This is a genomic window from Pseudomonas sp. P7779 (assembly GCF_013386315.1).
Classification (GTDB): domain Bacteria; phylum Pseudomonadota; class Gammaproteobacteria; order Pseudomonadales; family Pseudomonadaceae; genus Aquipseudomonas.
This window is the reverse complement of sequence record NZ_JACARZ010000072.1, coordinates 59,141-84,331: the sequence shown is the minus strand read 5'-3', so window position 1 is coordinate 84,331 and position 25,191 is coordinate 59,141. Positions and strand designations below refer to the sequence as shown.

The following is a 25,191-nucleotide window of genomic DNA, read 5'->3' as shown; positions in this document are numbered from 1 at the left end:
AATCAACTCCCTTTTGTAGATCGTCCTTGTGGGAGCCCGGCTTGCCGGCGATGGCGTCCTTGGGTCCGCTATCGCCGGGCAAGCCGGGCTCCTACAGGTTTATGTATGTTTTCAAATCAAAAAATAGTCGCGGCCTTCGACCTGGCCCCGGCGCAGCGGGTTCCGTGTGCAATACGGCGCATAACCGGCATCGACGAAGCGGTACATCAGGTGTTCATCGCGCCCACCGGGAATGCCCAGGCGGGTGGTCTGGATGATCTGCGCTGGCGCCAGCCCTACGTCTTCCACGTAGAGCAGTTCCTGGTCAAAGCGCTTGGCGTCCCACATCGGCACCTTCAAACCCAGCGCCTTGCACAGCAAGGTCTGGCCGGCGCACAGCTTTTGCGAGGGCCGTGGCCTGCCGCTGGCGTCCGGGTTATTCAGCAGCATCTGCGCCAGGCTGGCCGGGCCGGAGACTTCGTCGACCCACGGATAGGCTGATTTGATCAGCACCGCATTGCCCGGACCGTGGGCGCTGAAGTTCAGCGAATCACCGCCGCGGGCGTAGTACATATAGATGTGCCCGCCATCCAGAAACAAAGCCTTACGCTTTTCTGTGTAGCCCAAGGACGCGTGGCTGCCTTTTTCGGCGAGGTAATACGCTTCGGTTTCGATAATTCGTGCCGACAGCCACAAATCACCAACACGATGGCGAATGACTTTTCCGAGCAATTCGCGTGCGAGCAGTTGCGCGTCACGGTCGAAAAAGCCGTCGGGCAGGGCGTTGGCGGGGATCAGCGGCGAGAAACTGGACATGGCGATCAAAGGTAATACGGCTAAATGTGACAGGATGATAACAACTCCAGCCTTAATTCCCGCTGAACGTCGGGTTTTTACAGTTCATTTCGACCATCCGCCCCTCACCGCTGTCCGTAGGACGGCGTCACAGCTATAATCTGCCGCTTTCCTCTTTGCCAAGACCCCACCAGACCATGACTGAGTCCGTTCTTGACTACATGACCCGCCTGGGTCGCGCTGCCCGTCAGGCCTCGCGGTTGATCGCCCGTGCGAGTACTGCGCAGAAGAACCGCGCCTTGCTGGCGGCCGCCGACGCTCTGGATGCTTCGCGCTCCGAGCTGAGCGCCGCCAATGAACAGGATTTGGCCAACGGTCGCGCCAATGGCCTGGAGCCTGCATTGCTGGATCGCCTGGCGCTGACGCCGGCGCGGATCGACGACATGATCGAAGGCTTGCGTCAGGTGGCCAAGCTGCCTGACCCCATCGGTGAAATCCGCGACATGCGCTACCTGCCCTCCGGCATTCAAGTCGGCAAGATGCGCGTGCCCCTGGGCGTGATCGGCATCATCTATGAGTCACGCCCGAACGTGACCATCGACGCCGCGAGCCTGTGCCTCAAGTCGGGCAACGCCACCATCCTGCGGGGCGGTTCCGAGGCCATCAATTCCAACCGTGCCATCGCCGCGTGCATTCAGCAGGGCCTGGCCGTGGCCGAGCTGCCCGCCGAAGTGGTGCAGGTGGTCGAGACCACTGACCGCGCTGCCGTTGGTGCGCTTATCACCATGCCTGAGTTCGTCGACGTGATCGTGCCACGGGGTGGCAAGAGCCTGATCGAACGCGTGAGCCGTGATGCCAAGGTGCCAGTTATCAAGCACCTGGATGGCGTCTGCCACGTGTTCATCGACATCGCCGCCGACCTCGACAAGGCGATCCGCATCGCCGACAACGCCAAGACTCACCGCTACGCCCCGTGCAACACCATGGAAACCCTGCTGGTGCACGTCGGCATTGCCGATCGCGTGCTGCCGCCGCTGGCTGCCATCTACCGCGACAAGGGCGTTGAACTGCGTGGTTGCGAGCGTACCCGGGCGATCCTCGGCAGCGACGTGATCGAGGCCACCGAGCAGGACTGGTACACCGAATACACGGCGCCGATCCTGTCGATCCGCATCGTCGACGACCTGGACCAGGCCATCGAACACATCAATCAATACGGCTCCAAGCACACCGACGCCATTGTCACCGAGCATTTCAGTGATGCCCGGCGTTTCCTCAACGAAGTGGATTCCGCTTCGGTGATGGTCAACGCCTCGACGCGCTTTGCCGACGGCTTCGAGTACGGCCTGGGGGCGGAGATCGGTATCTCCACCGACAAGCTCCACGCACGCGGCCCGGTTGGCCTGGAAGGGCTGACCAGCGAGAAGTACGTGGTGTTCGGTGACGGTCATGTGCGCACTTGATGGGTAAACGCATCGGGCTGCTCGGCGGCACCTTCGACCCCGTGCACATCGGCCATTTGCGCAGTGCACTGGAAGTCGCGGACGCCCTCGGGCTGGATGAACTGCGCCTGGCACCGAATGCCCGGCCGCCGCATCGCGATACGCCGCAGGTGTCTGCGCAGCAGCGCCTGGAGATGGTCCGCCTTGCTGTGGCCGGCATTGCACCGCTGGTGGTGGACGACCGCGAACTCAAGCGCGACAAACCGTCCTACACTGTCGACACCCTGGAACTGATGCGGGCCGAGTTGGCCGCCGATGACCAGTTGTTTCTACTTTTGGGCTGGGACGCGTTTTGCGGCCTGCCCACTTGGCATCGCTGGGAAGAGTTGCTCCAGCATTGCCACATCCTGGTGCTGCAACGCCCGGATGCCGACGCAGAATCGCCGGATGCCTTGCGCAACCTGCTGGCGGCGCGGTCGGTAAGTGACCCTTTGGCCCTGACCGGGCCGAGCGGGAATATTGCATTCGTCTGGCAAACCCCGCTTGCGGTGTCTGCCACCCAGATCCGTCAACTGCTGGCCAGCGGGAAGTCGGTACGTTTCCTGGTGCCTGACGCGGTCCTGGCCTACATCGATGCGCACGGGCTTTACCGTGCGTCGAACTGAAAAGGCGCGCTTGAACGCACGAACAGTCGTGCAGCGAGCGCCCGAACATACGAGCAAAACGAGTTTTATATGACGAACAAAGACGTAAGCAAAGTTAAGCGCAAAGGCACGTTCAAGAGCGCTCCTCTGCCAGTAGAAGCCCACACCGGCCCTGAGCTGGCCGGCGAAGAGCTGGTGAAGGTTGCCGTGGCTGCCCTGGAAGACGTGAAGGCCCAGGACATCCAGGTCCTGGACGTGCGCGACAAGCAGAGCATCACCGACTTCATGATCATCGCCACCGGTACCTCCAACCGCCAGATCGGCGCGATGCTGGACAAGGTTCGCGAAGCGGTCAAAGCCCAGGGCGTCAAGCCATTGGGTGAAGAAGGCAAGGGCGACAGCGACTGGGTACTGCTGGACATGGACGACGTGATCGTTCACATGATGACCAGCAACGCCCGTCAGTTCTACGACCTGGAGCGTCTGTGGAAAGGCGCCGAGCAGAGCCGTGCCGCCGATGGCAAGCACCACAGCCCTGAAGTCGGCCACGCGCACTTCGACAAGCTCAACAAAGACCAGGAATAAGGAACGGCTGTGCGCCTGCGTCTGATCGCTGTCGGTTCACGCATGCCCAAGTGGGTGGAAGAAGGCTGGCATGAATATGCCAAGCGCCTGCCATCCGAATTGGCGCTGGAACTGGTGGAAATACCGCTCAATACCCGGGGCAAGAACGCCGACGTGGCCCGCTTTATCCGTCAGGAAGGCGAAGCCATGCTGGCCAAGGTCGGGCCCAACGAGCGGATCGTGACCCTCGAAGTGCACGGCAAGCCTTGGAGCACCGAGCAGTTGGCGGTGGAACTGGATCGCTGGCGCCTGGATTCGCGCACGGTCAACTTCATGGTCGGCGGCCCCGAGGGGCTGGCGCCGGAAGTGTGCGCGCGGGCGGACCAGCGCTGGTCGCTGTCGCCCCTGACACTGCCGCACCCGCTGGTAAGAATTCTGATCGGTGAACAGCTGTATCGCGCCTGGACAGTTCTGTCCGGGCACCCTTACCACAAATAATCTGCGCCCTGCCTGATGACCCAGCCGATCCGCATCAAGGACCACGAGAAAGACGCACGTCTTGTACGCGCGCGGGTGGTCTTTGGCGCGATTTTGGTGGTGGCATTGCTGGGGGTGCTGATTGCGCGCCTGTATTTCCTGCAGGTGATCCAGTACGACTATCACTCCACATTGTCGGAAAACAACCGGGTGCACGTGCAGCCGATTCCGCCGACCCGTGGGCTGATTTTCGACCGCAATGGCGTGGTGGTAGCGGATAACCGGCCCAGCTTCAGCCTGAGCATGACCCGCGAACGCTCCGGTGACTGGCAGCAGATCCTCGATGTGATCGTCGAGGTGCTGCAACTGACGCCGGAAGACCGGGTGATTTTCGAAAAGCGCATGAAACAGGGGCGCCGGCCGTTTGAGCCGGTGCCGATCCTGTTCGAGCTGACCGAAGAGCAGATCGCCCGGATCGCGGTGAACCAGTTCCGGCTGCCGGGTGTGGAAGTGGTGGCGCAGTTGGTGCGGCACTACCCGCAAGGGGCGCACTTTGCGCATTCGGTCGGCTACATGGGCCGGATCAACGAGAAAGAGCTCAAGACCCTCGACCCGGTCAACTACAGCGGCACCCACCATATCGGCAAGACCGGCATCGAGCGTTTCTACGAGCCGGAACTGCACGGCCAGGTGGGTTACGAGGAAGTCGAGACCAACGCCCGTGGCCGCGTGCTGCGGGTGCTCAAGCGTACCGACCCGGTGCCCGGCAAGGACATCGTGCTGAGCCTGGACATCAAGTTGCAGGAAGCGGCGGAGATGGCCCTGGGCGGGCGTCGGGGTGCCGTGGTGGCACTGGATCCGAGCACTGGCGAAGTGCTGGCGATGGTTAGCCAGCCAAGTTTTGACCCCAACCTGTTTGTCACCGGGATCAGCTTCAAGGCCTACGCCGAGCTGCGTGATTCCATCGACCGGCCGCTGTTCAACCGCGTATTGCGCGGCCTGTATCCGCCGGGCTCGACCATCAAGCCGGCGGTAGCGATTGCCGGCCTGGACTCGGGCGTGGTCACGGCATCGAGCCGGGTGTTCGACCCCGGCTACTACATGCTGCCCAACTACGATCACAAATACCGTAACTGGAACCGCACCGGCGACGGTTATGTCGACCTGGATACGGCGATCATGCGTTCCAACGACACCTACTTCTATGACCTGGCCCACAAGCTGGGGATTGATCGGCTGTCGGCCTACATGGGCAAGTTCGGCCTTGGTCAGAAAGTCTCCCTGGACATGTTCGAAGAATCCCCCGGCCTGATGCCGTCCCGCGAGTGGAAGCGTGCGACCCGGCGCCAGGCGTGGTTCCCGGGCGAAACCCTGATCCTGGGGATCGGCCAGGGCTACATGCAGGCCACGCCGCTGCAGCTGGCCCAGGCCACCGCGCTGGTGGCCAACAAGGGGGTGTGGAACCGTCCGCACCTGGCCAAGACCATCGAGGGTGAACGCCCGGTGGACGAAAACCCGATTCCCGACATTGTGCTGCGCGACCCGTCCGACTGGACCAAGGTCAACCACGGCATGCAGCAAGTGATGCACGGCGCCCGGGGTACCGCTCGTAAAGCGGCAGCCGGTGCGCAATACCGGATTGCCGGCAAGAGCGGTACGGCCCAGGTAGTCGCGATCAAGCAGGGCGAGAAGTACGACCGCTCCAAGGTTCAGGAACGCCACCGTGACCACGCCTTGTTCGTCGGCTTTGCTCCGGCCGACAACCCGAAGATCGTCGTGGCGGTGATGGTCGAGAACGGTGAATCCGGTTCCGGCGTAGCAGCGCCCGTGGTGCGTCAGATCATGGATGCCTGGCTGTTGACCGAAGACGGCAAGCTCAAGCCCGAATATGGCGGCACCCCATCCAGTGTGGAGGCTACGGCCCTTGAAGAGTAATTTTGACCGCATCCTCTCCAGCGAAGATGTGATGCGCCGCCGCGCCACTTTGCTGCAGCGCATGCACATTGATGGCCCGTTGCTGATCCTGCTGCTGACCCTGGCCGCCGGCAGCCTGTTCGTGTTGTATTCGGCCAGTGGCAAGAACTGGGACTTGCTGATCAAACAGGCGTCGTCGTTTGGCCTGGGCCTGTTGTCGATGGTGGTGATCGCCCAGCTGGAGCCGCGTTTCATGGCGCGCTGGGTGCCGCTGGGGTATGTCGCCGGCGTGTTGCTGCTGGTGGTGGTGGATGTCATGGGTCACAACGCCATGGGCGCGACGCGCTGGATCAACATCCCGGGGGTGATTCGCTTCCAGCCGTCGGAATTCATGAAGATTTTGATGCCTGCGACCATCGCCTGGTACCTGTCAAAACGCACACTGCCGCCCCAGCTCAAGCACGTGGGCATCAGCCTGATATTGATCGGCGTGCCGTTCATCCTGATCGTGCGCCAGCCCGACCTCGGCACCTCGCTGCTGATCCTGGCGGGCGGCGCGTTCGTGCTGTTCATGGGGGGGCTGCGCTGGCGCTGGATCCTCAGCGTGCTGGCCGCGGCCGTGCCGGTGGCCGTGGCCATGTGGTTCTTCTTCATGCACGACTACCAGAAGCAGCGAATCCTCACGTTCCTCGACCCGGAGAGCGATCCGCTGGGCACCGGCTGGAACATCATCCAGTCCAAGGCGGCCATCGGTTCCGGCGGCGTATTCGGCAAGGGCTGGCTGCTGGGCACCCAGTCGCACCTGGACTTTTTGCCGGAAAGCCACACCGACTTCATTATCGCGGTGATGGGCGAGGAGTTCGGCCTGGTGGGCATCTGCGCACTGTTGCTGATTTACTTGCTGCTGATCGGGCGCGGCCTGGTGATTACTGCCCAGGCGCAAACCCTGTTTGGCAAATTGCTCGCCGGCAGCCTCACCATGACGTTTTTTGTTTACGTTTTCGTCAACATCGGTATGGTCAGTGGCCTGTTGCCGGTGGTTGGGGTGCCGTTGCCGTTCATTAGCTACGGCGGAACTTCGCTGGTGACATTGCTGTCAGCGTTTGGGGTTTTGATGTCGATCCATACCCATCGTAAGTGGATCGCACAGGTTTGAATAAGGTGAAGATGTCAATGCAAGTAATGCGCGGCTGGGCTGCCCGGCACGTGTCCTGGATGGGCCTGTTGGGCCTGCTGGGAGCCGCTGTGCAGGAAGCGCAGGCCGGCGACTACGACGGTTCGCCCCAGGTCGCCGAGTTTGTCGGTGAGATGACCCGTGACTATGGTTTCGCCGGTGAACAGCTGATGGGCGTGTTCCGCGAGGCCCAGCGCAAGCAGGCGATCCTCGACGCCATCTCTCGGCCCGCCGAGCGCGTGAAGCAGTGGAAGGAATATCGCCCGATGTTCCTGACCGACGCCCGCGTGGCGCGGGGCGTGGACTTCTGGCGCCAGCACGAAGCGGTGCTGGCCCGCGCCGAGCAGGAATACGGCGTACCGGCCCAGGTGATCGTGGCAATCATCGGCATCGAAACCTTCTACGGCCGCAACACCGGCAGCTACCGGGTGATCGACGCCTTGTCGACCCTGGGCTTTGACTACCCGCCACGCGCCGAATTCTTCCGCAAAGAGCTGCGCGAGTTCCTGTTGTTGGCCCGTGAAGAGCAGGTCGACCCGTTGACCCTCAAGGGCTCCTACGCCGGGGCCATGGGCTTGCCGCAGTTCATGCCGAGCAGCTTTCGCGCCTACGCCGTGGATTTTGACGGCGACGGCCATATCAATATCTGGAGCAACCCCGATGACGCTATCGGCAGCGTCGCCAGCTACTTCAAGCGCCACGGCTGGGTAGCCGGCGAGCCGGTGGTGATTCGCGCCGATGTGACCGGTGAGCGCGCCGATGAAGGCCTGACCCAGGGTATCGAGCCGGTCAAGACGGTCGGGGAGTTGCGGGCGCTGGGCTGGTCGAGTCAGAATGCGCCACGCGATGATATGCCGGTGACGGCGTTCCGCCTCGAAGGCGAAAATGGCCCCGAATACTGGATGGGCCTGAAGAATTTCTACGCAATCACGCGTTATAACCGCAGCGTGATGTACGCCATGGCCGTGCATCAACTGTCAGACATGCTGGTCCAAGCACGGGGCGTCAAGTAATGCCGGTATCACCGATGTACAAACCCCTGAAGCTGTTGGCGTACGCCGCATTGTCGTTATTGGTGGTCAGTTGCTCCACCAGTCGTGCACCGGTGCAAAAAACGGCTGGCACGGCGATCCGCTCCCAGCCGGGGCTGGATATCAACCGCGCGCACAAAGACGGCGCGCCGTGGTGGGATGTGGATGTTTCGAAGATCCCGGATGCCACGCCGACCCTGCACACCGGCCCTTACAAGGCCAACCCCTATACCGTGCTGGGCAAAAACTACTTCCCGCTGCAAGACTCCAAGACCTACGTGCAATCAGGTACGGCGTCCTGGTACGGGACCAAGTTCCACGGCCAGAACACCGCCAACGGCGAAGTCTATGACTTGTACGGCATGAGCGCGGCGCACAAGACCCTGCCGCTGCCCAGCTATGTACGCGTGACCAACCTGGACAACAACCGCTCGGTAATCCTGCGGGTCAATGACCGTGGGCCGTTCTATTCGGACCGGATCATCGACTTGTCCTACGCCGCCGCCAAGAAACTCGGGTATGCCGAAATCGGCACCGCCCGGGTGAAGGTCGAAGGTATCGACCCGGCCCAGTACTGGGCCCAGCGCGGCAAGCCGGCGCCGTTGATGCTCAACGAACCGCAAACCCCGCAACCGCAAGTCACGGCCTCGGCCGGCAAGATCGAACAGTGGACCCCGCCGCCGGCGCAGCACGCCCCGGACACGGTGGTCATTCCGCATGCAGCACCGGGAGCCTCTACCGTGGGCGGCCAGTACCTGCAAGTCGGCGCTTTCGCCAACCCGGACGCGGCAGAGCTGCTAAGGTCCAAGCTCAGCGGGATGGTCAGCGCGCCAGTCTTTATCAGCTCTATTGTGCGTAACCAGCAGACCCTGCACCGTGTGCGCATGGGGCCGATCGGCTCGCCGAGTGAAGTTGCGCAAGTGCAGAACAGCGTGCGCCTGGCCAACCTGGGGCAACCCAGCGTGGTCACCGCCGAGTAAGCAGTACAAAGGATTGATGGCTCAGGCTCGCATGCGGGTTTGAGCCCTGGTTGTTGGCTCGTTGAACAATAAAAACCCAGGGGCAAGGGGTGGGCATGCAACCGAACACGCGACAGTCTGGCGACGGGCTGTCTGAATAGTTTTGCCCGCGAGGGCAAGTTTCCATAAGCAATTTCGAGAGACGGATGAACATCACCACCTTAGCCAAACGCACGTGCCTGCTTCTTTCGCTGATCATCACCCCGGCCGCCTGGGCGGTTGAAATGGTGCCAGCTTCCCCGCAACTGGCTGCCAAGGCCTGGGTCCTGATGGACGCCGCCAGCGGCAACGTGCTGGTGGAGAACAACGGTGACCAGCGCCTGCCCCCAGCCAGCCTGACCAAGCTGATGACCGCCTACATCGCGACCCTGGAAATCCGTCGCGGCCAGATCGGCGAAAACGATCCGGTGACCGTCAGCGAAAACGCCTGGCGCACCGGCGGTTCGCGGATGTTCATCAAGGTCGGCTCGCAAGTGACCGTCAGCGACCTGTTGCACGGCATCATCATCCAGTCGGGTAACGACGCCAGCGTAGCCCTGTCCGAGCACATCGCCGGCAGCGAAGATGCGTTCGCCGACATGATGAACAAAACCGTGGCCGACCTGGGCATGACCAACAGCCACTTCATGAACCCGACCGGCCTGCCGAACCCTGAGCACTACTCGTCGGCTCACGACATGGCGATCCTGGCTCGCGCGATCATTCGTGTCGACCCGGTGCACTACGCGATCTACTCCCAGAAAGAGTTCTTCTGGAACAACATCAAGCAGCCTAACCGCAACCTGTTGCTGTGGCGTGACAAGACCGTCGATGGCCTGAAAACCGGCCACACCGAAGAAGCCGGCTACTGCATGGTGTCGTCCGCTGTCCGTGACGGCCAGCGCCTGATTGCCGTGGTATTCGGTACCAACAGCGAGCAGGCCCGTGCGGCCGAGACGCAAAAGCTGCTGACCTATGGCTTCCGTTTCTTCGAAACCCAGACCTTCTACCAGAAAGGCACCGAGCTGGCTCAAGCCCCTGTGTGGAAAGGCGCGACCCATCAAGTCAAGGCTGGCCTGGCTGAAGACCTGACCCTGACCATGCCTAAAGGCCAGCTCAAGAAGCTGGTGGCCAGCATGACCATGAACCCGCAACTGGTCGCACCGATCGCCAAGGGCGATGTGATTGGTAAAGTCGAAGTGAAGCTGGACGACAAGGTGGTGCACAGCGCCGATCTGATCGCTCTGGACGCCGTCGACGAAGGTGGTATCTTCCGACGCGTGTGGGATAGCATCCGTCTATTCTTCTACAGCTTGTTCAACTGATAGTGTGCACCTGCATGACCCCGCGCTGATCCGGCGCGGGGTTATGCCCGTCGCCACGGCTTACGCTTACGAGGCCGTTACGCCATGACCGATACCGAAGTAAAGGCGCCAAAGATCGAATTCCCAAACGTGGACTATCCCGTCAAGGTGATCAGCGATACGGGCGTGGGCAACAAGGACAAGATCATCGAGATCGTCAAGAAGCACGCAACGATCAACCATGACCGTGTGGATGAGCGTCAAAGCACCAACGGCAAGTACACCACTATTCAGTTGCACATCGTGGCGACTGACCAGGACCAGCTCTACAACATCAACAGCGAACTGCGGGCTACCGGCTTCGTGCACATGGTGTTGTGATGTCACAGACCCTGGGCTTTCGCGAGCTCGGCCAAATGGCTTACGAACCGGTGTGGCACGCCATGCAGCGGTTCACCAACGAGCGCGGCACTGAAGCCCCGGATGAAATCTGGCTGGTGGAGCACCCGCCGGTTTTCACCCAGGGCCAGGCCGGCAAGGCCGAGCATTTGCTGCTGCCGGGAGAAATCCCGGTGGTGCAGGTCGACCGCGGCGGGCAGGTGACTTACCATGGCCCAGGTCAATTGGTGGCTTATCTGTTGCTGGACGTGCGCAGGCTGGGTTTTGGCGTACGTGAGCTGGTCAGTCGCATGGAGTCATGCCTGATCGAGCTGCTGGCCAGCTACGGTGTGACCGCCGCGGCCAAGCCGGATGCACCGGGGGTTTATGTTGATGGCGCGAAAATCGCCTCCCTGGGCTTGCGGATTCGCCACGGTTGTTCCTTTCATGGCCTGGCCTTGAATGTGGACATGGACCTGGCGCCGTTTCGACGGATCAATCCCTGCGGCTACGCCGGTTTGGCGATGACCCAGTTGAGCGATCACGCAACACCACTAGAATTTGCCGAGGTAAGTGCCCGGCTGCGCGCGCAGCTCGTCAAACACCTCGACTATGCTGAGCAGACGACCCTAACGGGCGGAATCGACTGATTATGACTACTGATGCAGTGCAAACCATGATCCCGACGCTGGATGTTACCGAGCGTCCGGCCCCGCGTGCCAAGGTAGAAGCCGGCGTCAAGCTGCGCGGCGCCGAGAAGGTTGCACGCATCCCGGTGAAGATCATTCCGACCACCGAACTGCCGAAAAAGCCTGACTGGATTCGCGTGCGTATCCCGGTTTCGCCGGAAGTCGACCGCATCAAGGCCCTGCTGCGCAAACACAAGCTGCACAGCGTGTGCGAAGAGGCGTCCTGCCCGAACCTGGGCGAGTGCTTCTCCGGTGGCACCGCGACCTTCATGATCATGGGTGACATCTGCACCCGTCGTTGCCCGTTCTGCGACGTTGGCCACGGCCGGCCGAAGCCACTGGACGTCAACGAGCCGGAAAGCCTGGCCATCGCCATCGCCGACCTGAAACTCAAGTATGTCGTGATTACTTCGGTAGACCGCGACGACCTGCGTGACGGCGGTGCCCAGCACTTTGCCGACTGCATCCGCGAGATCCGCAAGCTGTCGCCGAACGTGATGCTCGAGACCCTGGTGCCGGACTACCGTGGCCGTATGGACGTGGCGCTGGAAATCACTGCCGCCGAGCCGCCGGATGTGTTCAACCACAACTTGGAAACCGTACCGCGCCTGTACAAGGCTGCGCGTCCGGGTTCGGACTACCAGTGGTCGCTGACCCTGCTGCAGAAGTTCAAGCAGATGATGCCGCACATTCCGACCAAATCCGGCCTGATGCTGGGCCTGGGCGAAACCGACGAAGAAGTCATCGAAGTCATGAAGCGCATGCGCGAACACGACATCGACATGCTGACCCTCGGCCAGTACCTGCAGCCGTCCCGCAGCCACTTGCCGGTGCAGCGTTTCGTGCACCCGGATGTGTTCGCCTGGTTTGCCGAAGAAGGCTACAAGATGGGCTTCAAGAACGTCGCTTCCGGCCCGCTGGTACGTTCCTCGTACCACGCCGACGAGCAGGCGAAACTGGTCAAGGCCAGCCTGGTGTCCTGATACGCGGAACGCCGGACACTGCAGGACCCATGTGGGAGCCGGCTTGAGTGGGAGCGGGCTTGTTCGCGAATGCGTTGGATCAGTTGACCTGTCCGGTGACTGACTGACCGTCTTCGCGAGCAAGCCCGCTCCCACCCAGGCCCGCTCCCACATTTGCTACTGACTCTTCCTCTTCTGTTTGCAACCATTGCTGTTTAGAGTGCCTTGGGCAATCCACACGAGGAGAACCATGGATGACGACTCAATTGACCACTTGTGCGGTACCTGCGCTGCGCGCCGAAGGCGTGATCGGGCTGATTGCCCCTGCCGGGCCGGCCGAGCTGGATATCGACACGGCCACGCAATGGATGCGCGCCCGGGGCTACACACTGCGGATCTTTCCGGGCGTGAGCCAGCGTGATGGCTATCTGGCCGGCAGTGATGAGGTACGCCTTGATGACCTGCACGCGGCGTTCGCCGATTCGACCATCGACGCGATTTTCTGCCTGCGCGGCGGCTATGGCACGCCACGCCTGCTGGACCGCCTGGACTTTGACCTGCTCCGGGCCAACCCCAAGCCATTCGTAGGCTACAGCGATATCACCGCCCTGCACCTGGCGATCAACCGGTATGCCGGTTTCGTCACCTTCCATGGGCCGATGTTCAACGCTGACCTGTTAGGTGAAAAGCAACAGCCTACCGAGTCGTCGCTGTTCAGCATGCTGCGTGGGCAAGTGAAAGCCGGTAGCCAGCTGGCTCACCCTGTGGCCTACCCGCTGACCACCGTCGAGCCAGGCATCGCCTGTGGGCGGCTGCTGGGCGGCAATCTATCGATGATCGCAGCAGTGATGGGCACGGCTTACGAGATTGATGCCGAGGGCATCATTCTGTTTATCGAAGATGTGAACGAGCCGTTGTACCGCATTGACCGGTTGCTCACCCATTTACGCCTGGCGGGCAAGCTGGCCCAGGTGGCGGGCGTGGTGGTGGGGGATGTGGCTGGGGTTGATAGCCTTGCGCTTGAGCGCTTGCTGAAGCAGACCTTCGAGCCGTTGTGCATTCCTGTGCTGTCCGGCTGGCGCAGCGGGCACTGCAACCCGAACCTGACCTTGCCGTTGGGCGCCAGGGTGCGGCTGGATGCGGGGGAGAAGCGGTTGGTGTTGGAACAGGATGTGGTGTTTAAGGCCTGAACTTTGTAGCGCCGATAAAGGCCTCTTCGCGAGCAATCCCGCTCCCACATTTCGATCGCGTTCCTTCAGGAAGTGCACGGTCAAAATGTGGGAGCGGGCTTGCTCGCGAATGCGGTAGCAGCCATACGCCGATCTATCGGCTTTGCAGCGACTCCAGCAACTTCACCGTCGGATACCCATCCGCCGGCCAGCCCAGGGACTGCTGCGCGGCACGAATCGCCTTGCGGGTATTCGCACCGATGATCCCGTCCGGGTTGCCTGCGTCGTAACCATTGGCACTGAGTACCGTCTGCAAGTCAATTCGCTGCGAGCGAGTCAACGGCAGTTCATCTTTCGGCCAGCTCCCACGAATCAAGCCACCGCCCCCGAAGCGTTCCGACAACAAGCCAACTGCCAACGCGTAGGACGACGAGTTGTTGTACTTGAGGATCGCGCGGAAGTTATCCAGCACCAGGAACGCCGGGCCACGATAGCCGGCCGGCAGCAACAGGGCGGCGGAAAGCTGGTCGACGTTGGCCGGGACACTGGCGCCCTGCGGCACCTGGATTCCCAGTTTCAGCCACTCGCCAACGGTCTTGCGTACGCTGCCATCGGCCAGGGCGTAATCAAAATTCAACGGCAGTTGCTGCACCTCGAAGCCCCAGGGCTGGCCTTTCTGCCAGCCGGAGCTTTGCAGGTAGTGCGCGGTGGAGGCGAGGGCGTCGGCCGGGCTGTTCCAGATATCGCGGCGGCCGTCACCGTCGAAGTCTACGGCGTGGGTGTTATAGGTGGTCGGGATGAACTGGGTCTGGCCCATGGCCCCGGCCCAGGAGCCTTTCATTTGGTCGGCGGCGATATCGCCATGCTGGATGATTTGCAGCGCCGCCAGCAGCTGCGCCTGGGCGAAGGCCGGGCGACGGCCTTCATAGGCCAGGGTCGCCAGTGAGCGGATCACCGAGTTGTTGCCCTGGAACTGGCCGAAGTTACTCTCCATGCCCCACACCGAGACCAGCGCCTGGCGGTCGACGCCGTAACGGTCCTCAATGCGTTGCAGAATGTCGGCGTACTTCACCAGCAGCGACTGGCCATTGCGCACCCGCAGCGGCGACAGCGCGCCATCGAGGTATTCCCATACCGGCCGGGAGAACTCCGGCTGGCTGCGGTCGGCGCGGATCACCGCCATGTCGGGTACGACATTGGCAAAGGCCGTATCGAAAACCTGTGGCGTGATACCGGCCTTCAAGGCTTCCACGCGAAACCCCGCCTGCCATTCGGCAAAGGTCTGGGTCGGCTGGATATCAAGATTGTCTGCCACCAGTGGCGCAACGACGGCAGGCGCAGCTACCGGTGCAGTCTGGAGCGGGGGCAGGGGTTGGGCATCGGCAGCGGTGGGTTTTTCCGCGCAGGCGACTAACAGAATGAGGCTGGAGGCAGCGATCAGTTGGCGAAGGTGCCAACGACGGGAAAGACTAGAGGGCATGCACAGGTCCAGGGAATACGAATCAGGTACAGACCTTATCATGCCGGAGGGGCGCTTGCCTTCAGGCAGCCAGAAAGTAAGAAGCCTCCCAGCTATTAGACTGGAAGGCTTCGCGGCGGTAGCTGCCTTTGCCTTTGCCGGCTCGTTCCTGGCGACTGCGGAACAACGGCTGGGCGATGATGGATTTGGCCTTGTTGGGGCCATGCTTTGATGGCTTTTTGCTCATGATGGGTACTCTCTGGCGGGTTGATGATGCGGTGCGAATCATCTGCCGAAGTTTGGATTCTGTCCAGCCCAGCGATACGTAGGACTATTCAGCAGGCAACGCCAAGCGCTGTCCTGACATCAAAAGTGACAAACGACTCAGGCTCATCCACGGCGATCCAGCCGCCTGGCCCTTGATCTGCGCGTCAATGCGCTGGGCCTCCAGCAGCAGTTGCGCCCAGCGTTGCGCCGAGTGCCGTTGCAGGGCTTTGCTGATCAGTGGTTTGCGCTTGTCCCATACCGGTGGCCGCGCCTGGCTGAAGGCCTTGTCCAGTGGGATGCCCTGGCTGTACTGCAGGGCAATATTGGCCAGCAGCCGTAATTCTCGCGCCAGGGCCCAGAGAATCACCGGCGGCTCGACGCCTTCGCCGCGCAGCCCTTCAAGCATGCGCAGGGCGTGGGCGGGTTCGCCGTTGAGGATCGCATCCACCAGGCCAAATACGTCAAAGCGCGCGCTGTCCGCCACGGCACCTTGTACGGTTTCGACGGTGATCTGTCCACCCTCGGCCATCAGCTTGAGCTTTTCGATTTCCTGGGCGGCGGCCAACAGGTTGCCTTCCACCCGCGCCGCGATCAGCTCCACCGCATCCTGGCTGGCACTCAGCCCTGATTGCGACAGGCGCTGACGAATCCACTGCGGCAGTTGGCTGCTGTCCACCGGCCAGATCTGTATGAACTGAGTCTGGCCACCTTCCACCAGCGCCTTGCCCCACTTGGTTTTCTGCGCACTGCCATCAAGCTTGGGCAGGCTGATCAGCAGCAGCGTGTCTTCGGCAGGGCGTGCGCAGTATTCCATCAAAGCCGCCGCGCCTTTGTCGCCGGGCTTGCCCGAAGGCAGGCGCAGTTCCAGCAGGCGTTTTTCGGCGAACAGCGACATGCTCGCCCCGGCTTGCAGCAGCGTACCCCAGTCGAAACTGGCGTCGGCGCTGAATACCTGGCGTTCATCGAAGCCCTGTTGGCGGGCGGCGGTGCGAATTGCGTCCGCAGCCTCCTGGCACAGCAGCGGGTCATCACCGCTGACGATGTAGACGGGCGCAAGGCTGCCTTGCAGGTGCTTGGCGAGTTGGGCGGGGGCGAGTTTCATAGGCAGTGCGAACGGGGCGCCTGGGGCGCCCCGTCTGGCTTACTCGACAGGAACTTCGACAGGCGACTGTTTAGGTTGGCTGTCTTCATACTCTTGCGCAGCTTTCAGCGCATCGGCATCTGCCTTGGCCTTGGCATCCGCGGTTTGCTGCAGCTTATCCAGTTGCTCCGGCGTGATCAGTTGCAGGCGCAGGACCATGCGCTGCACCAGTTCGCGACGCATTTCCTTGCGCACCTGGATGGTTTCGGAGTCCGAACCCACCAGGTTGTTGCCGTCGTGGCTCACGACTTTCTGTATCTGGATCTTGTCGCCCATCAGCGGCAGGTGGTCATGGCCCTGGATTTCGAAGAAGAGCGTGGTGCTCAGCTCAATGTCCGAAGCACGCCCGGCGCTGGCGTAGCTGAGGCTGCGCTGCTCTTCTTTTTCATCCACCAGGTTCAGTTTGTAAGCCGCGCCTGAATAGACTTTGACGCCACTGTTTTCCAGGACCTGGCGCAGCTGTTGCACGGTCTCGCCGTAGGAGTTGCGGGCGGTGACGTCCAGTTCCTTGATCGCCAGTTCGGTGGTGCCGGTGCCGCGCAGCTGGAAGCCGCAAGCGCTCAGCAGCACGGCAAGGCCCATAACCAGCAGATTGCGTTTGATCATTTTGATGCTCCCCTTGAAACCATGTGGGCCTTATCGAGGCCCTGGAGGTTTTGTTCGGCGCCAGGGTTATTCCCTCGGCGCCCGATCCGATTAGCTAGCGACGATATTGACCAGTTTGCCGGGCACCACGATCACTTTGCGGATCGTCAGGCCTTCGGTGAAGCGCAGCACGTTCTCATTGATACGGGCGGCGGCTTCGACGTCTTCACGGCTGGCGCTGGCCGGCATGTCGATCTGGCCACGCAGCTTGCCGTTGACCTGAATCACCAGTTGCAGCGTGTCCTGTACCAGGGCGCTGTCATCCTGTACCGGCCAGCCGGCATCGATGACGGCACCGCTGTGGCCCAACTGGTTCCACAGTTCGTGGCTGATGTGTGGCGTGATCGGCGCCAGCAGCAGGGTGACCGTTTCCAGGCCTTCCTGTACCAGTGCGCGGTCCTGTTCGGTAGCCTGCGGCGCTTTCTCCAGCACGTTCATCAGCGTCATCACCTGGGCGATGGCGGTGTTGAATTTGTGGTGCTGGCCCACGTCCTGGCTGGCGTGCTTGATGGCCAGGTGGGTGCTGCGGCGAATGACTTTTTGCTCATCGCTCAGGGTCGCCACGTCCAGCTTGCCCGGCAAGCCTTGGCTGACATGGGCGTGCGCCAGGCGCCAGACGCGCTTGAGGAAGCGATGCGAACCTTCGACGCCGGAGTCCGACCATTCCGCGCTCATGTCAGGCGGCGAGGCGAACATCATGAACAGGCGGCAGGTGTCCGCGCCGAACTGGTCGATCATCGACTGTGGGTCGACGCCGTTGTTCTTCGACTTGGCCATCTTCTCGGTGCCGCCGATTTCCACCGGCAGGCCGTCGGATTTCAGCTTGGCGCTGATCACCTTGGCCTTGCTGTCACGCTCCAGCTCGACATCTGCCGGGTTGAACCAGGTGTAGGCGCCATTGGCTTCGCGGCGGTAATAAGTCTCGGCAATCACCATGCCCTGGGTCAGCAGGTTCTTGAACGGCTCGTCGGAACTCACCAGGCCTTCATCACGCATCAGCTTGTGGAAGAAGCGCGCGTACAGCAGGTGAAGGATGGCGTGTTCGATACCGCCGATGTACTGGTCTACCGGCAGCCAGTGGTCGGCCGCGGATTTTTCCACCAGGCCGCCTTCATAGTGCGGCGAGGCGTAGCGGGCGTAGTACCACGAAGACTCCACGAAGGTGTCCATGGTGTCGGTTTCGCGTTTGGCCGGGGCACCGCAGTTCGGGCAGGTGCACTCGTAGAATTCGGGCATGCGCGCCAATGGCGAGCCAGCACCGTCCGGCACCACGTCTTCGGGCAATACGACCGGCAGTTGGTCTTCCGGTACCGGCACGTCACCGCAGGTTTCGCAGTGGATGATCGGGATCGGGCAGCCCCAGTAGCGCTGGCGGCTGATGCCCCAGTCACGCAGGCGGAACTGGGTGCGCGAGGCACCGAGGTTTTTCTTGATCAGCGCGACTTCGATGGCGTCGAAGGCGCCTTCGAAATCCAGGCCGTCGAACTCGCCGGAATTGATCAGTGTGCCGTGTTCGTTGTACGCGTCCTGCCACGGAGCCGGGTTGGTGTCGCCCGAACTGGTGCGCACCACGGACTTGATCGGCAGGTTGTATTTGACGGCGAATTCGAAATCGCGCTCGTCGTGGGCCGGCACAGCCATTACTGCGCCATCACCGTAGTGCATCAGCACGTAGTTGGCGACCCACACCGGCAGCTTCTCGCCGGTCAATGGGTGCTCGACGAACAACGAGGTCGGCAGGCCCTTTTTCTCCTGGGTGGCGACGTCGGCTTCGGCGACGCTGCCGCCCTTGCATTCGGCGATGAACGCCTGCAGCTCAGGGTTGTTCTGTGCGGCCTGGGTGGCCAGCGGGTGTTCGGCGGCCACGGCGACGTAGGTCGCGCCCATCAGGGTGTCCGGACGGGTGGTGAAGACTTTCAGTACACCTTCTGCGCCGATGGAGTCGACGTTGTAGGGGAACTGCACTTCCATGCCACGGGACTTGCCGATCCAGTTGCGTTGCATGGTCTTGACCTGCTCGGGCCAGCCCGGCAAATCGTCGAGGCTCGACAGGAGTTCATCCGCGTAGGCGGTGATCTTGAAGTAGTACATCGGGATTTCGCGCTTTTCGATCAGCGCGCCGGAACGCCAGCCGCGGCCGTCAATCACTTGTTCGTTGGCCAGCACGGTCTGGTCCACCGGGTCCCAGTTCACGGTGCCGCTCTTCTTGTAGATCACGCCTTTTTCGAACAGGCGAGTGAACAGCCATTGTTCCCAGCGGTAGTAATCAGGCTTGCAGGTGGTCACCTCGCGGGACCAGTCCACCGCCAGGCCCAGGCTGCGCAGCTGGGTCTTCATGTAGGCGATGTTTTCGTAGGTCCACTTGGCGGGCGCTACGTTGTTCTTCATCGCGGCGTTTTCCGCCGGCATGCCGAAGGCGTCCCAACCCATGGGTTGCAGGACGTTTTTGCCCAGCATGCGCTGGTAGCGGGAGATGACGTCGCCGATGGTGTAGTTGCGCACATGCCCCATGTGTAGCTTGCCGCTGGGGTAAGGGAACATCGATAGGCAATAGAAAGTCTCCTTGCCTGGCTGTTCACTGACTTCAAAGGACTTTTGCTCATCCCAGAACGACTGGGCGGCATTTTCTATTTCACGGGGCTGATATTGTTCGTGCATGGCTACTTTTGAACTGAATAGGGGTGGCCTAATCCTCTTCGGTGCAACGTTCAGGTTGATCGACACCAAAAAGCGGCGCGTCCGTGCCCAAACCCTGCGGGAAGTGGAGTTACAGGAAGCGCCGTAGCATACATGACCCCACTCTATCGAGGGAAACCCTGATTGCGCCGCCGAGGCCGTTGGTCGCGGCGCCAGGCAGGCAGGGCAAGCAGGACTACGCTGTTTAGTGGGGAGTGAGTCTTATCTTCAATGAGGTGAGGGATGGTTGATTCGCAGCGAACTTTAACGAAACCGCAGGTGTACGAAGGACTGATCGACCGTTTGGGTCGAGCACTGGATGCAGCAAAAACCGCAGGCCGATTGTGTGATGAACGGCCTCTGGAGTTGGAACTGCGTGGCTTGAGCCAGGCAGAGCTGGACGTGATCAGGGTGTATCTGGAATTGAATGAGCATCGCGCGTCCCATGGCATGGCCTCCCCGCCAGCCCAGGAGTTTTCGCGATCGGCCAAGGTGGTATGGCTCAAGGATTTTTCGGCCGGTCGCAGCCCGGAAAAACTCCGGTCCGTGCGTTTCAAGTGAAGTACCGCGTTAGTGATCTGTAGCCTTCTCAGCGTCTGTTCCTGTAAAGATTGTCGCTTAACCCCGTTACACCTTAGGCTTCGGGCATCTTTGGAGATGCCCGATGCCTATTCGCTATTTCATTAAACAATTGTTGTTGCCGCCCGGCATCCTGTTGCTGTTGCTGGCCCTTGCCTGGTGGTTTCGTCGCAGCCGACCGCGGCTGGCGGCCGTGTGCTTTGCCCTGGGGTTTGGCGGGATGTGGCTGATGAGCCTGCCGGTGGCGGTTCAATGGGGCGCAAAGGCCCTGGAGACCGAGCCGCCTCTGGCCCGTGATGAATGGGCGACCCTGGCGCAGCGGGCTGATGCCATCGTGGTGTTGGGCTCGGGGCGTGAGCGCGGGGATCCGGCGTGGGGCTCCGATCAGCCGACGGGTATCGGCCTTGAGCGCCAGCGCTATGCAGCCCGCCTGGCCAAGGCTTCGGGCTTGCCGGTGCTGACCACCGGCGGCTTGCACTACGGCACACCGCCCAGCGAGGCGGAGTTGATGGCGGTATCGATGCAGGATGACTTTGGCGTGAGCGTGCGCTGGAAGGAAGAGCGCAGCCGTACCACGTGGGAAAACGCGCAGATGAGTGCCGAGATTCTGCTGCCGCAGGGGATCAAGCGTGTGGTGGTCGTGACTCAGGCCTGGCATATGCCGCGCTCGCGCTGGAGCTTCGAAAAGGCCGGGTTCACGGTTGTTCCGGCGCCAGTGGGGTTTCTTGGTTTGGACAATGCCCGGCCATTGGGGGGCTGGATGCCGGAGTTCAAGTCGGTATGGCAGAGCGGGCAGTTGCTGAATGAAGCGGTGGGGCAGGTGGGCTACCGGATGTTTTACAGGTAATACCGCAGGTCAAATGTGGGAGCGGGCTTGCTCGCGAATGCAGTGTGTCAGTCACTGGTGCTTTAACTGACAGACCGCATTCGCGAGCAAGCCCGCTCCCACATTGTTGTCCGAGTATTTCTGTTAAACCGTTTTGGACATCCGGCCCGCCAACAGCGCCCAGCCAAACAGGCCAAGGCACAGGATGATCAACGGCCAGGAACGCCATTCCAGGTAAGGCGTGAGGTTGTGCATCGGCACGACCTCGCCGTAGAGAATCCCGCGTTCAAACTGCGGGATCTGCACGGTGATCTGCCCGTACGGGTTGATCAGCCCGGTGACGCCGTTGTTGGTGGCGCGAATCATCCAGCGCCCGGCTTCCAGGGCGCGCATCTGGGCCATCTGCAAATGTTGCAGCGGGCCGATGGAGCGGCCGAACCAGGTGTCGTTGCTGATGGTCAGCAACAAATCGCTGCGGGCCGACAGGCCGGCGGCGAACTCCGGGTACACCACTTCATAGCAAATGAACGGCGCAATCTGATAGCCCTTGGCTTGCAGCAAAGCCTGGTCGGACGGCCCGCGGGCGAAGTCCGACATCGGCAGGTCAAAGAACGCGATCAAGCCGCGCAACATGTCCTGCAGCGGCACGTACTCGCCAAACGGCACCAGCTTCTGCTTCAGGTAGGTGCCGTCGCCTTCGCCCACCACCGTGATGCCGTTGAAGAAGCGCTTGTGGTGATGCACTTCCTGGCGGATCGGTACACCGGTGATCAGCGCAGTGTGCCGGTCAGCGGCGAACTTGCCCATCATGCCCAGGTAACCCTCCACGGATTCCTTGAGCACCGGCACGGCGGTTTCCGGCCATACCAGCAGGTCGACAGGCTTGGAGCTGAAGCTCATGTCGCGGTACAGCGCGAGCTGCGCATTGAGCTGCTCCGGGTCCCACTTCATGCTTTGTTCGACGTTGCCCTGGACGGCTGCCACGGTCAGCGGCGCGCCGGCGGGGGTGGTCCATGCATGATGCTTGAGTGCCAGGCCGATGGCCCATGGCGCCACCAACAACAGCAAGCCGGCACCGATGAACAGGTTGCGCTTAGCCGCCAGCAGACGCGGCAGGTTGCAGATCAGTGCGGCGGTCAGCGCCAGGGCAAAGGATATCAGCCACATCCCGCCCAGCGGCGCGAGGCCGGTGAGAGGACCGTCGAGCTGGCTGTAACCGGAATAGAGCCAGGGAAAACCGGTGAGGAACCAGCCGCGAAACGCTTCCTGGCCAACCCACAAGGCCGCGAAGGCCAGGGCATCGGCCAGTGGCGCTTCGTTGCGGCGCAGCCAGCGCGCCCACAGCCAGGCGGGCAGGGCAAAGAACCAGGCAATGGCCGCCGTAAACGCCAGCATCAGCATGCCCGCCAGCAACACCGAAGCGCCGCCGAAGTGGTGAATGCTGTAGTAGATCCAGCTGGTACCGGCGCCAAACAGGCCGAAACCGAAACACCAGCCGCGCCACAAGGCCTGGCGCGGTGTCAGTTCACGCAATCCCGCATAAAAGAACCCGGCCGCCACCAGCGCAAACGGCCAGAGGTCGAACGGCGCCAGCGCCAGGGTGGTGATGGCGCCGGCCACCACGGCCAGCAAGTTACCGGGCCAGCCGGGTGCAATCATACGGCGCATGTCAGTCCTTAGCGGGCAATAGGTGTCAAACGGATCAAGTGAATACGGCGGCTGTCGGCATTCAGGATGCGGAAGCGATAGGCACCGATCTCGGTGGTCTCGTTACGCTTGGGCAGATGCCCGAACGCACTCATCACCAGGCCGCCAACCGTGTCGAATTCATCGTCGGAGAATTCGCTGTCGAAGAACTCGTTGAAGTTCTCGATCGGCGTCAGGGCCTTGACCAGGAAGTCACCGCTGGGCAGCGGCTTGATGTAGCTGTCTTCTTCCACATCGTGTTCGTCTTCGATGTCACCGACGATCTGTTCCAGCACGTCTTCGATGGTCACGAGGCCGGCCACACCGCCGTATTCGTCAATCACGATGGCCATGTGATTGTGGTTCGCACGAAATTCGCGCAACAGCACATTCAGGCGCTTGGATTCAGGGACGAAGGTGGCAGGACGCAGCAGGTCCTTGATGTTGAAGCTGTCGCCGTTCTCCTTGAGGATCAGCGGCAGCAGGTCCTTGGCCAGCAGGACGCCCATGACGTCGTCATGGCTTTCGCCGATCACCGGGTAGCGCGAGTGCGCCGAGTCGATCACGGCCGGGAGGAATTCCCGAGGGGTCTGGGTAGCCTTGATGCTGACCATCTGCGAGCGCGGAACCATGATGTCCCGTACTTGCAGGTCAGCTACCTGGATGGCGCCTTCGACGATGGCCAGCGCTTCACTGTCCAGCAACTTGTTCTGATGCGCCTCGCGCAGCAGCTCCAGCAGCTCCTGGCGGTTTTTCGGCTCGTGGGCAAAGGCCTGGGTGAGTTTCCCCAGCCATGACTTTTGCCCGTTGCTCGATCGGTCTTCGCTCATAGCGATTACTCTAAATCCTTTATTGTTTCAGTTAGGTGTAGTTGCAATTTCGTCGTCTGCATACGGGTCACGATGACCCAGTTCTGCAAGCAACGTTCGTTCCAGTGCTTCCATTTCTTCGGCTTCGTCATCGTCTATATGGTCGTAACCCAAGAGATGCAAGCAGCCGTGGATGACTAGATGGGCCCAATGGGCCTCAAGTTCCTTGCCCTGTTCCTTTGCTTCACGCTCGACCACTTCGACGCAGATCACCAGGTCGCCCAGCAACGGGATATCTAGCAGCTCATCGGGTACGTCGGCGGGAAACGACAGCACGTTGGTCGCGTAGTCTTTTTGTCGCCAGGTGTGATTCAGTTCACGGCCTTCGGGCTCGTCCACCAGGCGAATGGTCAGCTCCGAGTCGGCGGTGCGCTGGCGCAGGGCCAGGGTGCACCACTGGCGGAACTGTTCTTCGCTGGGGGCGGGCGCTTCGGTGGCCAGCTGCAGGTCAAGCTCAAGCATCGCGGCGAGTGTCCTTGGCCGGTTGGTCGTCGCGGTGTTCGAAGCGCTCGTAGGCTTCGACAATGCGCTGCACCAACGGGTGACGTACCACGTCTTTGGGCATGAAGTGCGTGAAGCTGATCCCCGGCACGTCCTTGAGTACGTCGATCACCTGGGCCAGGCCCGACTTGGTGCCTTTGGGCAGGTCGACCTGGGTGACGTCGCCGGTGATCACGGCGGTGGAGCCGAAACCGATCCGGGTCAGGAACATCTTCATCTGTTCAACGGTGGTGTTCTGGCTTTCGTCGAGAATGATGAAGCTGTTGTTCAGCGTACGGCCACGCATGTAGGCCAGCGGGGCGATCTCGATCACCTGGCGCTCGATCAGCTTGGCCACGTATTCGAAGCCGAGCATCTCGTAGAGCGCGTCGTAGAGCGGGCGCAGGTACGGGTCGATCTTCTGGGCCAGGTCGCCGGGCAAAAAGCCCAGCTTCTCGCCGGCTTCCACCGCCGGACGCACCAGCAGGATGCGTCGCACCTGCTCGCGCTCCAGGGCGTCGACCGCGCAGGCCACGGCCAGGTAGGTCTTGCCGGTACCGGCAGGGCCGATGCCGAAGTTGATGTCGTTGCCCAGGATCTCTTTGACGTAGCGCTGCTGGTTCAAGCCGCGAGGGCGAATCATGCCTTTCTTGGTGCGCAACGCGACGCTGGCTTCGGCTACCGGGTTGTTGGCCAGGTCCTCCACGGCGGATTCCTGCAGGTACAGGTGCACCGTTTCCGGCGACAGCTCGCTACCTTTGGTTTCCCGGTAGAGGCGGCGCAGAAGGTTTTCTGCCGAGGTGGTGTGCTGGGGTTCACCAATCAGCTCGAATTGATTGCCGCGGTTGCGGATCTCGATGCTCAGGCGTTGTTCGATCAGGCGCAGGTGCTCGTCGAACTGTCCGCACAGATTGGCGAAACGGCGAGCCTCAAAGGGCTCGAGGAGAAAACGATGTGGTTCTATGGGTGCGTTCAAGGTCGTTTTTAGCCGCCCTGGGGCAATTAAGATGAAATCAAGGATAACGCCAGCAGGCTGCGTGCGA

General features: G+C 61.6%; 25 protein-coding genes. 15 read left to right on the top strand and 10 right to left on the bottom strand.

Features of this window, described 5'->3' with window-relative positions:
- Positions 1-111: 111 nt before the first annotated feature.
- Complete coding sequence (locus HX869_RS20900) at positions 112-795, bottom strand: DNA-3-methyladenine glycosylase (RefSeq protein ID WP_102369965.1); 684 nt, start codon at positions 793-795, stop codon at positions 112-114.
- Between the two features lie 176 nt (positions 796-971).
- Here HX869_RS20900 and HX869_RS20895 point away from each other — a divergent pair, with 176 nt between their 5' ends.
- The 13 genes from HX869_RS20895 (at position 972) to HX869_RS20835 (ending at position 13,541) form a co-directional block, all read left to right on the top strand.
- Positions 972-2,237 carry a glutamate-5-semialdehyde dehydrogenase gene (locus HX869_RS20895; RefSeq protein WP_003215430.1) on the top strand — a complete coding sequence of 422 codons (1,266 nt, stop codon included), beginning with the start codon at positions 972-974 and terminating at the stop codon, positions 2,235-2,237.
- Complete coding sequence (gene nadD, locus HX869_RS20890; RefSeq protein ID WP_003215431.1) at positions 2,237-2,881, top strand: nicotinate-nucleotide adenylyltransferase; 645 nt, start codon at positions 2,237-2,239, stop codon at positions 2,879-2,881. The genes HX869_RS20895 and nadD overlap by 1 nt, the downstream gene beginning before the upstream one ends.
- Before the next feature lie 69 nt (positions 2,882-2,950).
- The gene (gene rsfS / locus HX869_RS20885; protein WP_003215432.1) at positions 2,951-3,445 is read left to right on the top strand and encodes a ribosome silencing factor; all 495 of its coding nucleotides are present in this window, start codon (positions 2,951-2,953) and stop codon (positions 3,443-3,445) included.
- A gap of 9 nt (positions 3,446-3,454) precedes the next feature.
- Positions 3,455-3,922, top strand: coding sequence for a 23S rRNA (pseudouridine(1915)-N(3))-methyltransferase RlmH (rlmH, locus tag HX869_RS20880; RefSeq protein WP_003185785.1), 468 nt, complete (start codon positions 3,455-3,457; stop codon positions 3,920-3,922).
- Between the two features lie 15 nt (positions 3,923-3,937).
- Entirely contained in the window at positions 3,938-5,836 is a 1,899-nt protein-coding gene (gene mrdA, locus HX869_RS20875; protein ID WP_003215433.1) for a penicillin-binding protein 2, read from the top strand.
- 31 nt (positions 5,837-5,867) lie between these two features.
- Positions 5,868-6,971 carry a rod shape-determining protein RodA gene (rodA, locus tag HX869_RS20870; protein ID WP_050442794.1) on the top strand — a complete coding sequence of 368 codons (1,104 nt, stop codon included), beginning with the start codon at positions 5,868-5,870 and terminating at the stop codon, positions 6,969-6,971.
- Positions 6,972-6,988: 17 nt separating this feature from the next.
- Complete coding sequence (mltB, locus tag HX869_RS20865; protein ID WP_003215435.1) at positions 6,989-8,002, top strand: lytic murein transglycosylase B; 1,014 nt, start codon at positions 6,989-6,991, stop codon at positions 8,000-8,002.
- The gene (locus HX869_RS20860; RefSeq protein ID WP_003215436.1) at positions 8,002-9,000 is read left to right on the top strand and encodes a septal ring lytic transglycosylase RlpA family protein; all 999 of its coding nucleotides are present in this window, start codon (positions 8,002-8,004) and stop codon (positions 8,998-9,000) included. Before mltB ends, HX869_RS20860 begins: the two co-directional genes overlap by 1 nt.
- Positions 9,001-9,185: 185 nt before the next feature.
- On the top strand, positions 9,186-10,343 hold the full coding sequence (locus HX869_RS20855; protein ID WP_003215437.1) for a D-alanyl-D-alanine carboxypeptidase family protein: 1,158 nt from the start codon (positions 9,186-9,188) through the stop codon (positions 10,341-10,343).
- An 84-nt stretch (positions 10,344-10,427) separates the two neighbouring features.
- A complete protein-coding gene (locus HX869_RS20850; RefSeq protein WP_003215438.1) occupies positions 10,428-10,703 on the top strand; it encodes a DUF493 domain-containing protein in 276 nt (91 codons plus the stop codon).
- The gene (gene lipB / locus HX869_RS20845) at positions 10,703-11,350 is read left to right on the top strand and encodes a lipoyl(octanoyl) transferase LipB (protein WP_003215439.1); all 648 of its coding nucleotides are present in this window, start codon (positions 10,703-10,705) and stop codon (positions 11,348-11,350) included. The genes HX869_RS20850 and lipB overlap by 1 nt, the downstream gene beginning before the upstream one ends.
- Before the next feature lie 2 nt (positions 11,351-11,352).
- Entirely contained in the window at positions 11,353-12,372 is a 1,020-nt protein-coding gene (gene lipA, locus HX869_RS20840; protein ID WP_003215441.1) for a lipoyl synthase, read from the top strand.
- Positions 12,373-12,605: 233 nt separating this feature from the next.
- Positions 12,606-13,541: an LD-carboxypeptidase gene (locus HX869_RS20835; protein WP_008436546.1), complete on the top strand. Its 936-nt coding sequence runs from the start codon at positions 12,606-12,608 to the stop codon at positions 13,539-13,541.
- 133 nt (positions 13,542-13,674) lie between these two features.
- On the opposite strand, the gene HX869_RS20830 is transcribed toward HX869_RS20835, so the two are convergent.
- The 5 genes from HX869_RS20830 to leuS all read right to left on the bottom strand — a co-directional run bounded on the left by HX869_RS20830 (position 13,675) and on the right by leuS (position 19,690).
- Positions 13,675-15,000, bottom strand: a complete 1,326-nt coding sequence (locus HX869_RS20830; RefSeq protein WP_178903587.1) for a lytic murein transglycosylase — start codon at positions 14,998-15,000, stop codon at positions 13,675-13,677.
- Positions 15,001-15,061: 61 nt separating this feature from the next.
- Positions 15,062-15,226, bottom strand: a complete 165-nt coding sequence (gene arfA, locus HX869_RS20825) for an alternative ribosome rescue factor ArfA (RefSeq protein ID WP_003176285.1) — start codon at positions 15,224-15,226, stop codon at positions 15,062-15,064.
- A gap of 84 nt (positions 15,227-15,310) precedes the next feature.
- Positions 15,311-16,348 carry a DNA polymerase III subunit delta gene (holA, locus tag HX869_RS20820; protein ID WP_008436560.1) on the bottom strand — a complete coding sequence of 346 codons (1,038 nt, stop codon included), beginning with the start codon at positions 16,346-16,348 and terminating at the stop codon, positions 15,311-15,313.
- A 39-nt stretch (positions 16,349-16,387) separates the two neighbouring features.
- Positions 16,388-16,993 (bottom strand): LPS assembly lipoprotein LptE, encoded by a 606-nt coding sequence (lptE, locus tag HX869_RS20815; protein ID WP_008436571.1) that lies wholly within the window; start codon positions 16,991-16,993, stop codon positions 16,388-16,390.
- A 90-nt stretch (positions 16,994-17,083) separates the two neighbouring features.
- Entirely contained in the window at positions 17,084-19,690 is a 2,607-nt protein-coding gene (gene leuS / locus HX869_RS20810) for a leucine--tRNA ligase (protein ID WP_008436573.1), read from the bottom strand.
- 261 nt (positions 19,691-19,951) lie between these two features.
- Between leuS and HX869_RS20805 the strand changes: the two genes are divergently transcribed.
- A complete protein-coding gene (locus tag HX869_RS20805) occupies positions 19,952-20,269 on the top strand; it encodes a hypothetical protein (protein WP_008436575.1) in 318 nt (105 codons plus the stop codon).
- 103 nt (positions 20,270-20,372) lie between these two features.
- Complete coding sequence (locus HX869_RS20800; RefSeq protein ID WP_008436576.1) at positions 20,373-21,134, top strand: YdcF family protein; 762 nt, start codon at positions 20,373-20,375, stop codon at positions 21,132-21,134.
- A gap of 123 nt (positions 21,135-21,257) precedes the next feature.
- On the opposite strand, the gene lnt is transcribed toward HX869_RS20800, so the two are convergent.
- The 4 genes from lnt to HX869_RS20780 are packed head-to-tail and all read right to left on the bottom strand — an operon-like array spanning position 21,258 to position 25,124.
- Positions 21,258-22,781 (bottom strand): apolipoprotein N-acyltransferase, encoded by a 1,524-nt coding sequence (gene lnt / locus HX869_RS20795; RefSeq protein ID WP_003215450.1) that lies wholly within the window; start codon positions 22,779-22,781, stop codon positions 21,258-21,260.
- A gap of 8 nt (positions 22,782-22,789) precedes the next feature.
- Positions 22,790-23,629, bottom strand: coding sequence for an HlyC/CorC family transporter (locus tag HX869_RS20790; protein WP_003215451.1), 840 nt, complete (start codon positions 23,627-23,629; stop codon positions 22,790-22,792).
- Positions 23,630-23,656: 27 nt separating this feature from the next.
- Positions 23,657-24,130 (bottom strand): rRNA maturation RNase YbeY, encoded by a 474-nt coding sequence (gene ybeY, locus HX869_RS20785; RefSeq protein ID WP_003215452.1) that lies wholly within the window; start codon positions 24,128-24,130, stop codon positions 23,657-23,659.
- The gene (locus HX869_RS20780; RefSeq protein WP_003215453.1) at positions 24,123-25,124 is read right to left on the bottom strand and encodes a PhoH family protein; all 1,002 of its coding nucleotides are present in this window, start codon (positions 25,122-25,124) and stop codon (positions 24,123-24,125) included. Before HX869_RS20780 ends, ybeY begins: the two co-directional genes overlap by 8 nt.
- Positions 25,125-25,191 lie beyond the last annotated feature (67 nt).

What these genes read in the sequence shown, in the direction of transcription:
- HX869_RS20900 (WP_102369965.1), bottom strand. Translation starts at nt 795, where the DNA reads ATGTCCAGTTTCTCGCCGCTGATCCCCGCCAACGCCCTGCCCGACGGC.
- HX869_RS20895 (WP_003215430.1), top strand. Translation starts at nt 972, where the DNA reads ATGACTGAGTCCGTTCTTGACTACATGACCCGCCTGGGTCGCGCTGCC.
- nadD (WP_003215431.1), top strand. Translation starts at nt 2,237, where the DNA reads ATGGGTAAACGCATCGGGCTGCTCGGCGGCACCTTCGACCCCGTGCAC.
- rsfS (WP_003215432.1), top strand. Translation starts at nt 2,951, where the DNA reads ATGACGAACAAAGACGTAAGCAAAGTTAAGCGCAAAGGCACGTTCAAG.
- mrdA (WP_003215433.1), top strand. Translation starts at nt 3,938, where the DNA reads ATGACCCAGCCGATCCGCATCAAGGACCACGAGAAAGACGCACGTCTT.
- rodA (WP_050442794.1), top strand. Translation starts at nt 5,868, where the DNA reads ATGCGCCGCCGCGCCACTTTGCTGCAGCGCATGCACATTGATGGCCCG.
- mltB (WP_003215435.1), top strand. Translation starts at nt 6,989, where the DNA reads ATGCAAGTAATGCGCGGCTGGGCTGCCCGGCACGTGTCCTGGATGGGC.
- HX869_RS20860 (WP_003215436.1), top strand. Translation starts at nt 8,002, where the DNA reads ATGCCGGTATCACCGATGTACAAACCCCTGAAGCTGTTGGCGTACGCC.
- HX869_RS20855 (WP_003215437.1), top strand. Translation starts at nt 9,186, where the DNA reads ATGAACATCACCACCTTAGCCAAACGCACGTGCCTGCTTCTTTCGCTG.
- HX869_RS20850 (WP_003215438.1), top strand. Translation starts at nt 10,428, where the DNA reads ATGACCGATACCGAAGTAAAGGCGCCAAAGATCGAATTCCCAAACGTG.
- lipB (WP_003215439.1), top strand. Translation starts at nt 10,703, where the DNA reads ATGTCACAGACCCTGGGCTTTCGCGAGCTCGGCCAAATGGCTTACGAA.
- lipA (WP_003215441.1), top strand. Translation starts at nt 11,353, where the DNA reads ATGACTACTGATGCAGTGCAAACCATGATCCCGACGCTGGATGTTACC.
- HX869_RS20835 (WP_008436546.1), top strand. Translation starts at nt 12,606, where the DNA reads ATGACGACTCAATTGACCACTTGTGCGGTACCTGCGCTGCGCGCCGAA.
- HX869_RS20830 (WP_178903587.1), bottom strand. Translation starts at nt 15,000, where the DNA reads ATGCCCTCTAGTCTTTCCCGTCGTTGGCACCTTCGCCAACTGATCGCT.
- arfA (WP_003176285.1), bottom strand. Translation starts at nt 15,226, where the DNA reads ATGAGCAAAAAGCCATCAAAGCATGGCCCCAACAAGGCCAAATCCATC.
- holA (WP_008436560.1), bottom strand. Translation starts at nt 16,348, where the DNA reads ATGAAACTCGCCCCCGCCCAACTCGCCAAGCACCTGCAAGGCAGCCTT.
- lptE (WP_008436571.1), bottom strand. Translation starts at nt 16,993, where the DNA reads ATGATCAAACGCAATCTGCTGGTTATGGGCCTTGCCGTGCTGCTGAGC.
- leuS (WP_008436573.1), bottom strand. Translation starts at nt 19,690, where the DNA reads ATGCACGAACAATATCAGCCCCGTGAAATAGAAAATGCCGCCCAGTCG.
- HX869_RS20805 (WP_008436575.1), top strand. Translation starts at nt 19,952, where the DNA reads ATGGTTGATTCGCAGCGAACTTTAACGAAACCGCAGGTGTACGAAGGA.
- HX869_RS20800 (WP_008436576.1), top strand. Translation starts at nt 20,373, where the DNA reads ATGCCTATTCGCTATTTCATTAAACAATTGTTGTTGCCGCCCGGCATC.
- lnt (WP_003215450.1), bottom strand. Translation starts at nt 22,781, where the DNA reads ATGCGCCGTATGATTGCACCCGGCTGGCCCGGTAACTTGCTGGCCGTG.
- HX869_RS20790 (WP_003215451.1), bottom strand. Translation starts at nt 23,629, where the DNA reads ATGAGCGAAGACCGATCGAGCAACGGGCAAAAGTCATGGCTGGGGAAA.
- ybeY (WP_003215452.1), bottom strand. Translation starts at nt 24,130, where the DNA reads ATGCTTGAGCTTGACCTGCAGCTGGCCACCGAAGCGCCCGCCCCCAGC.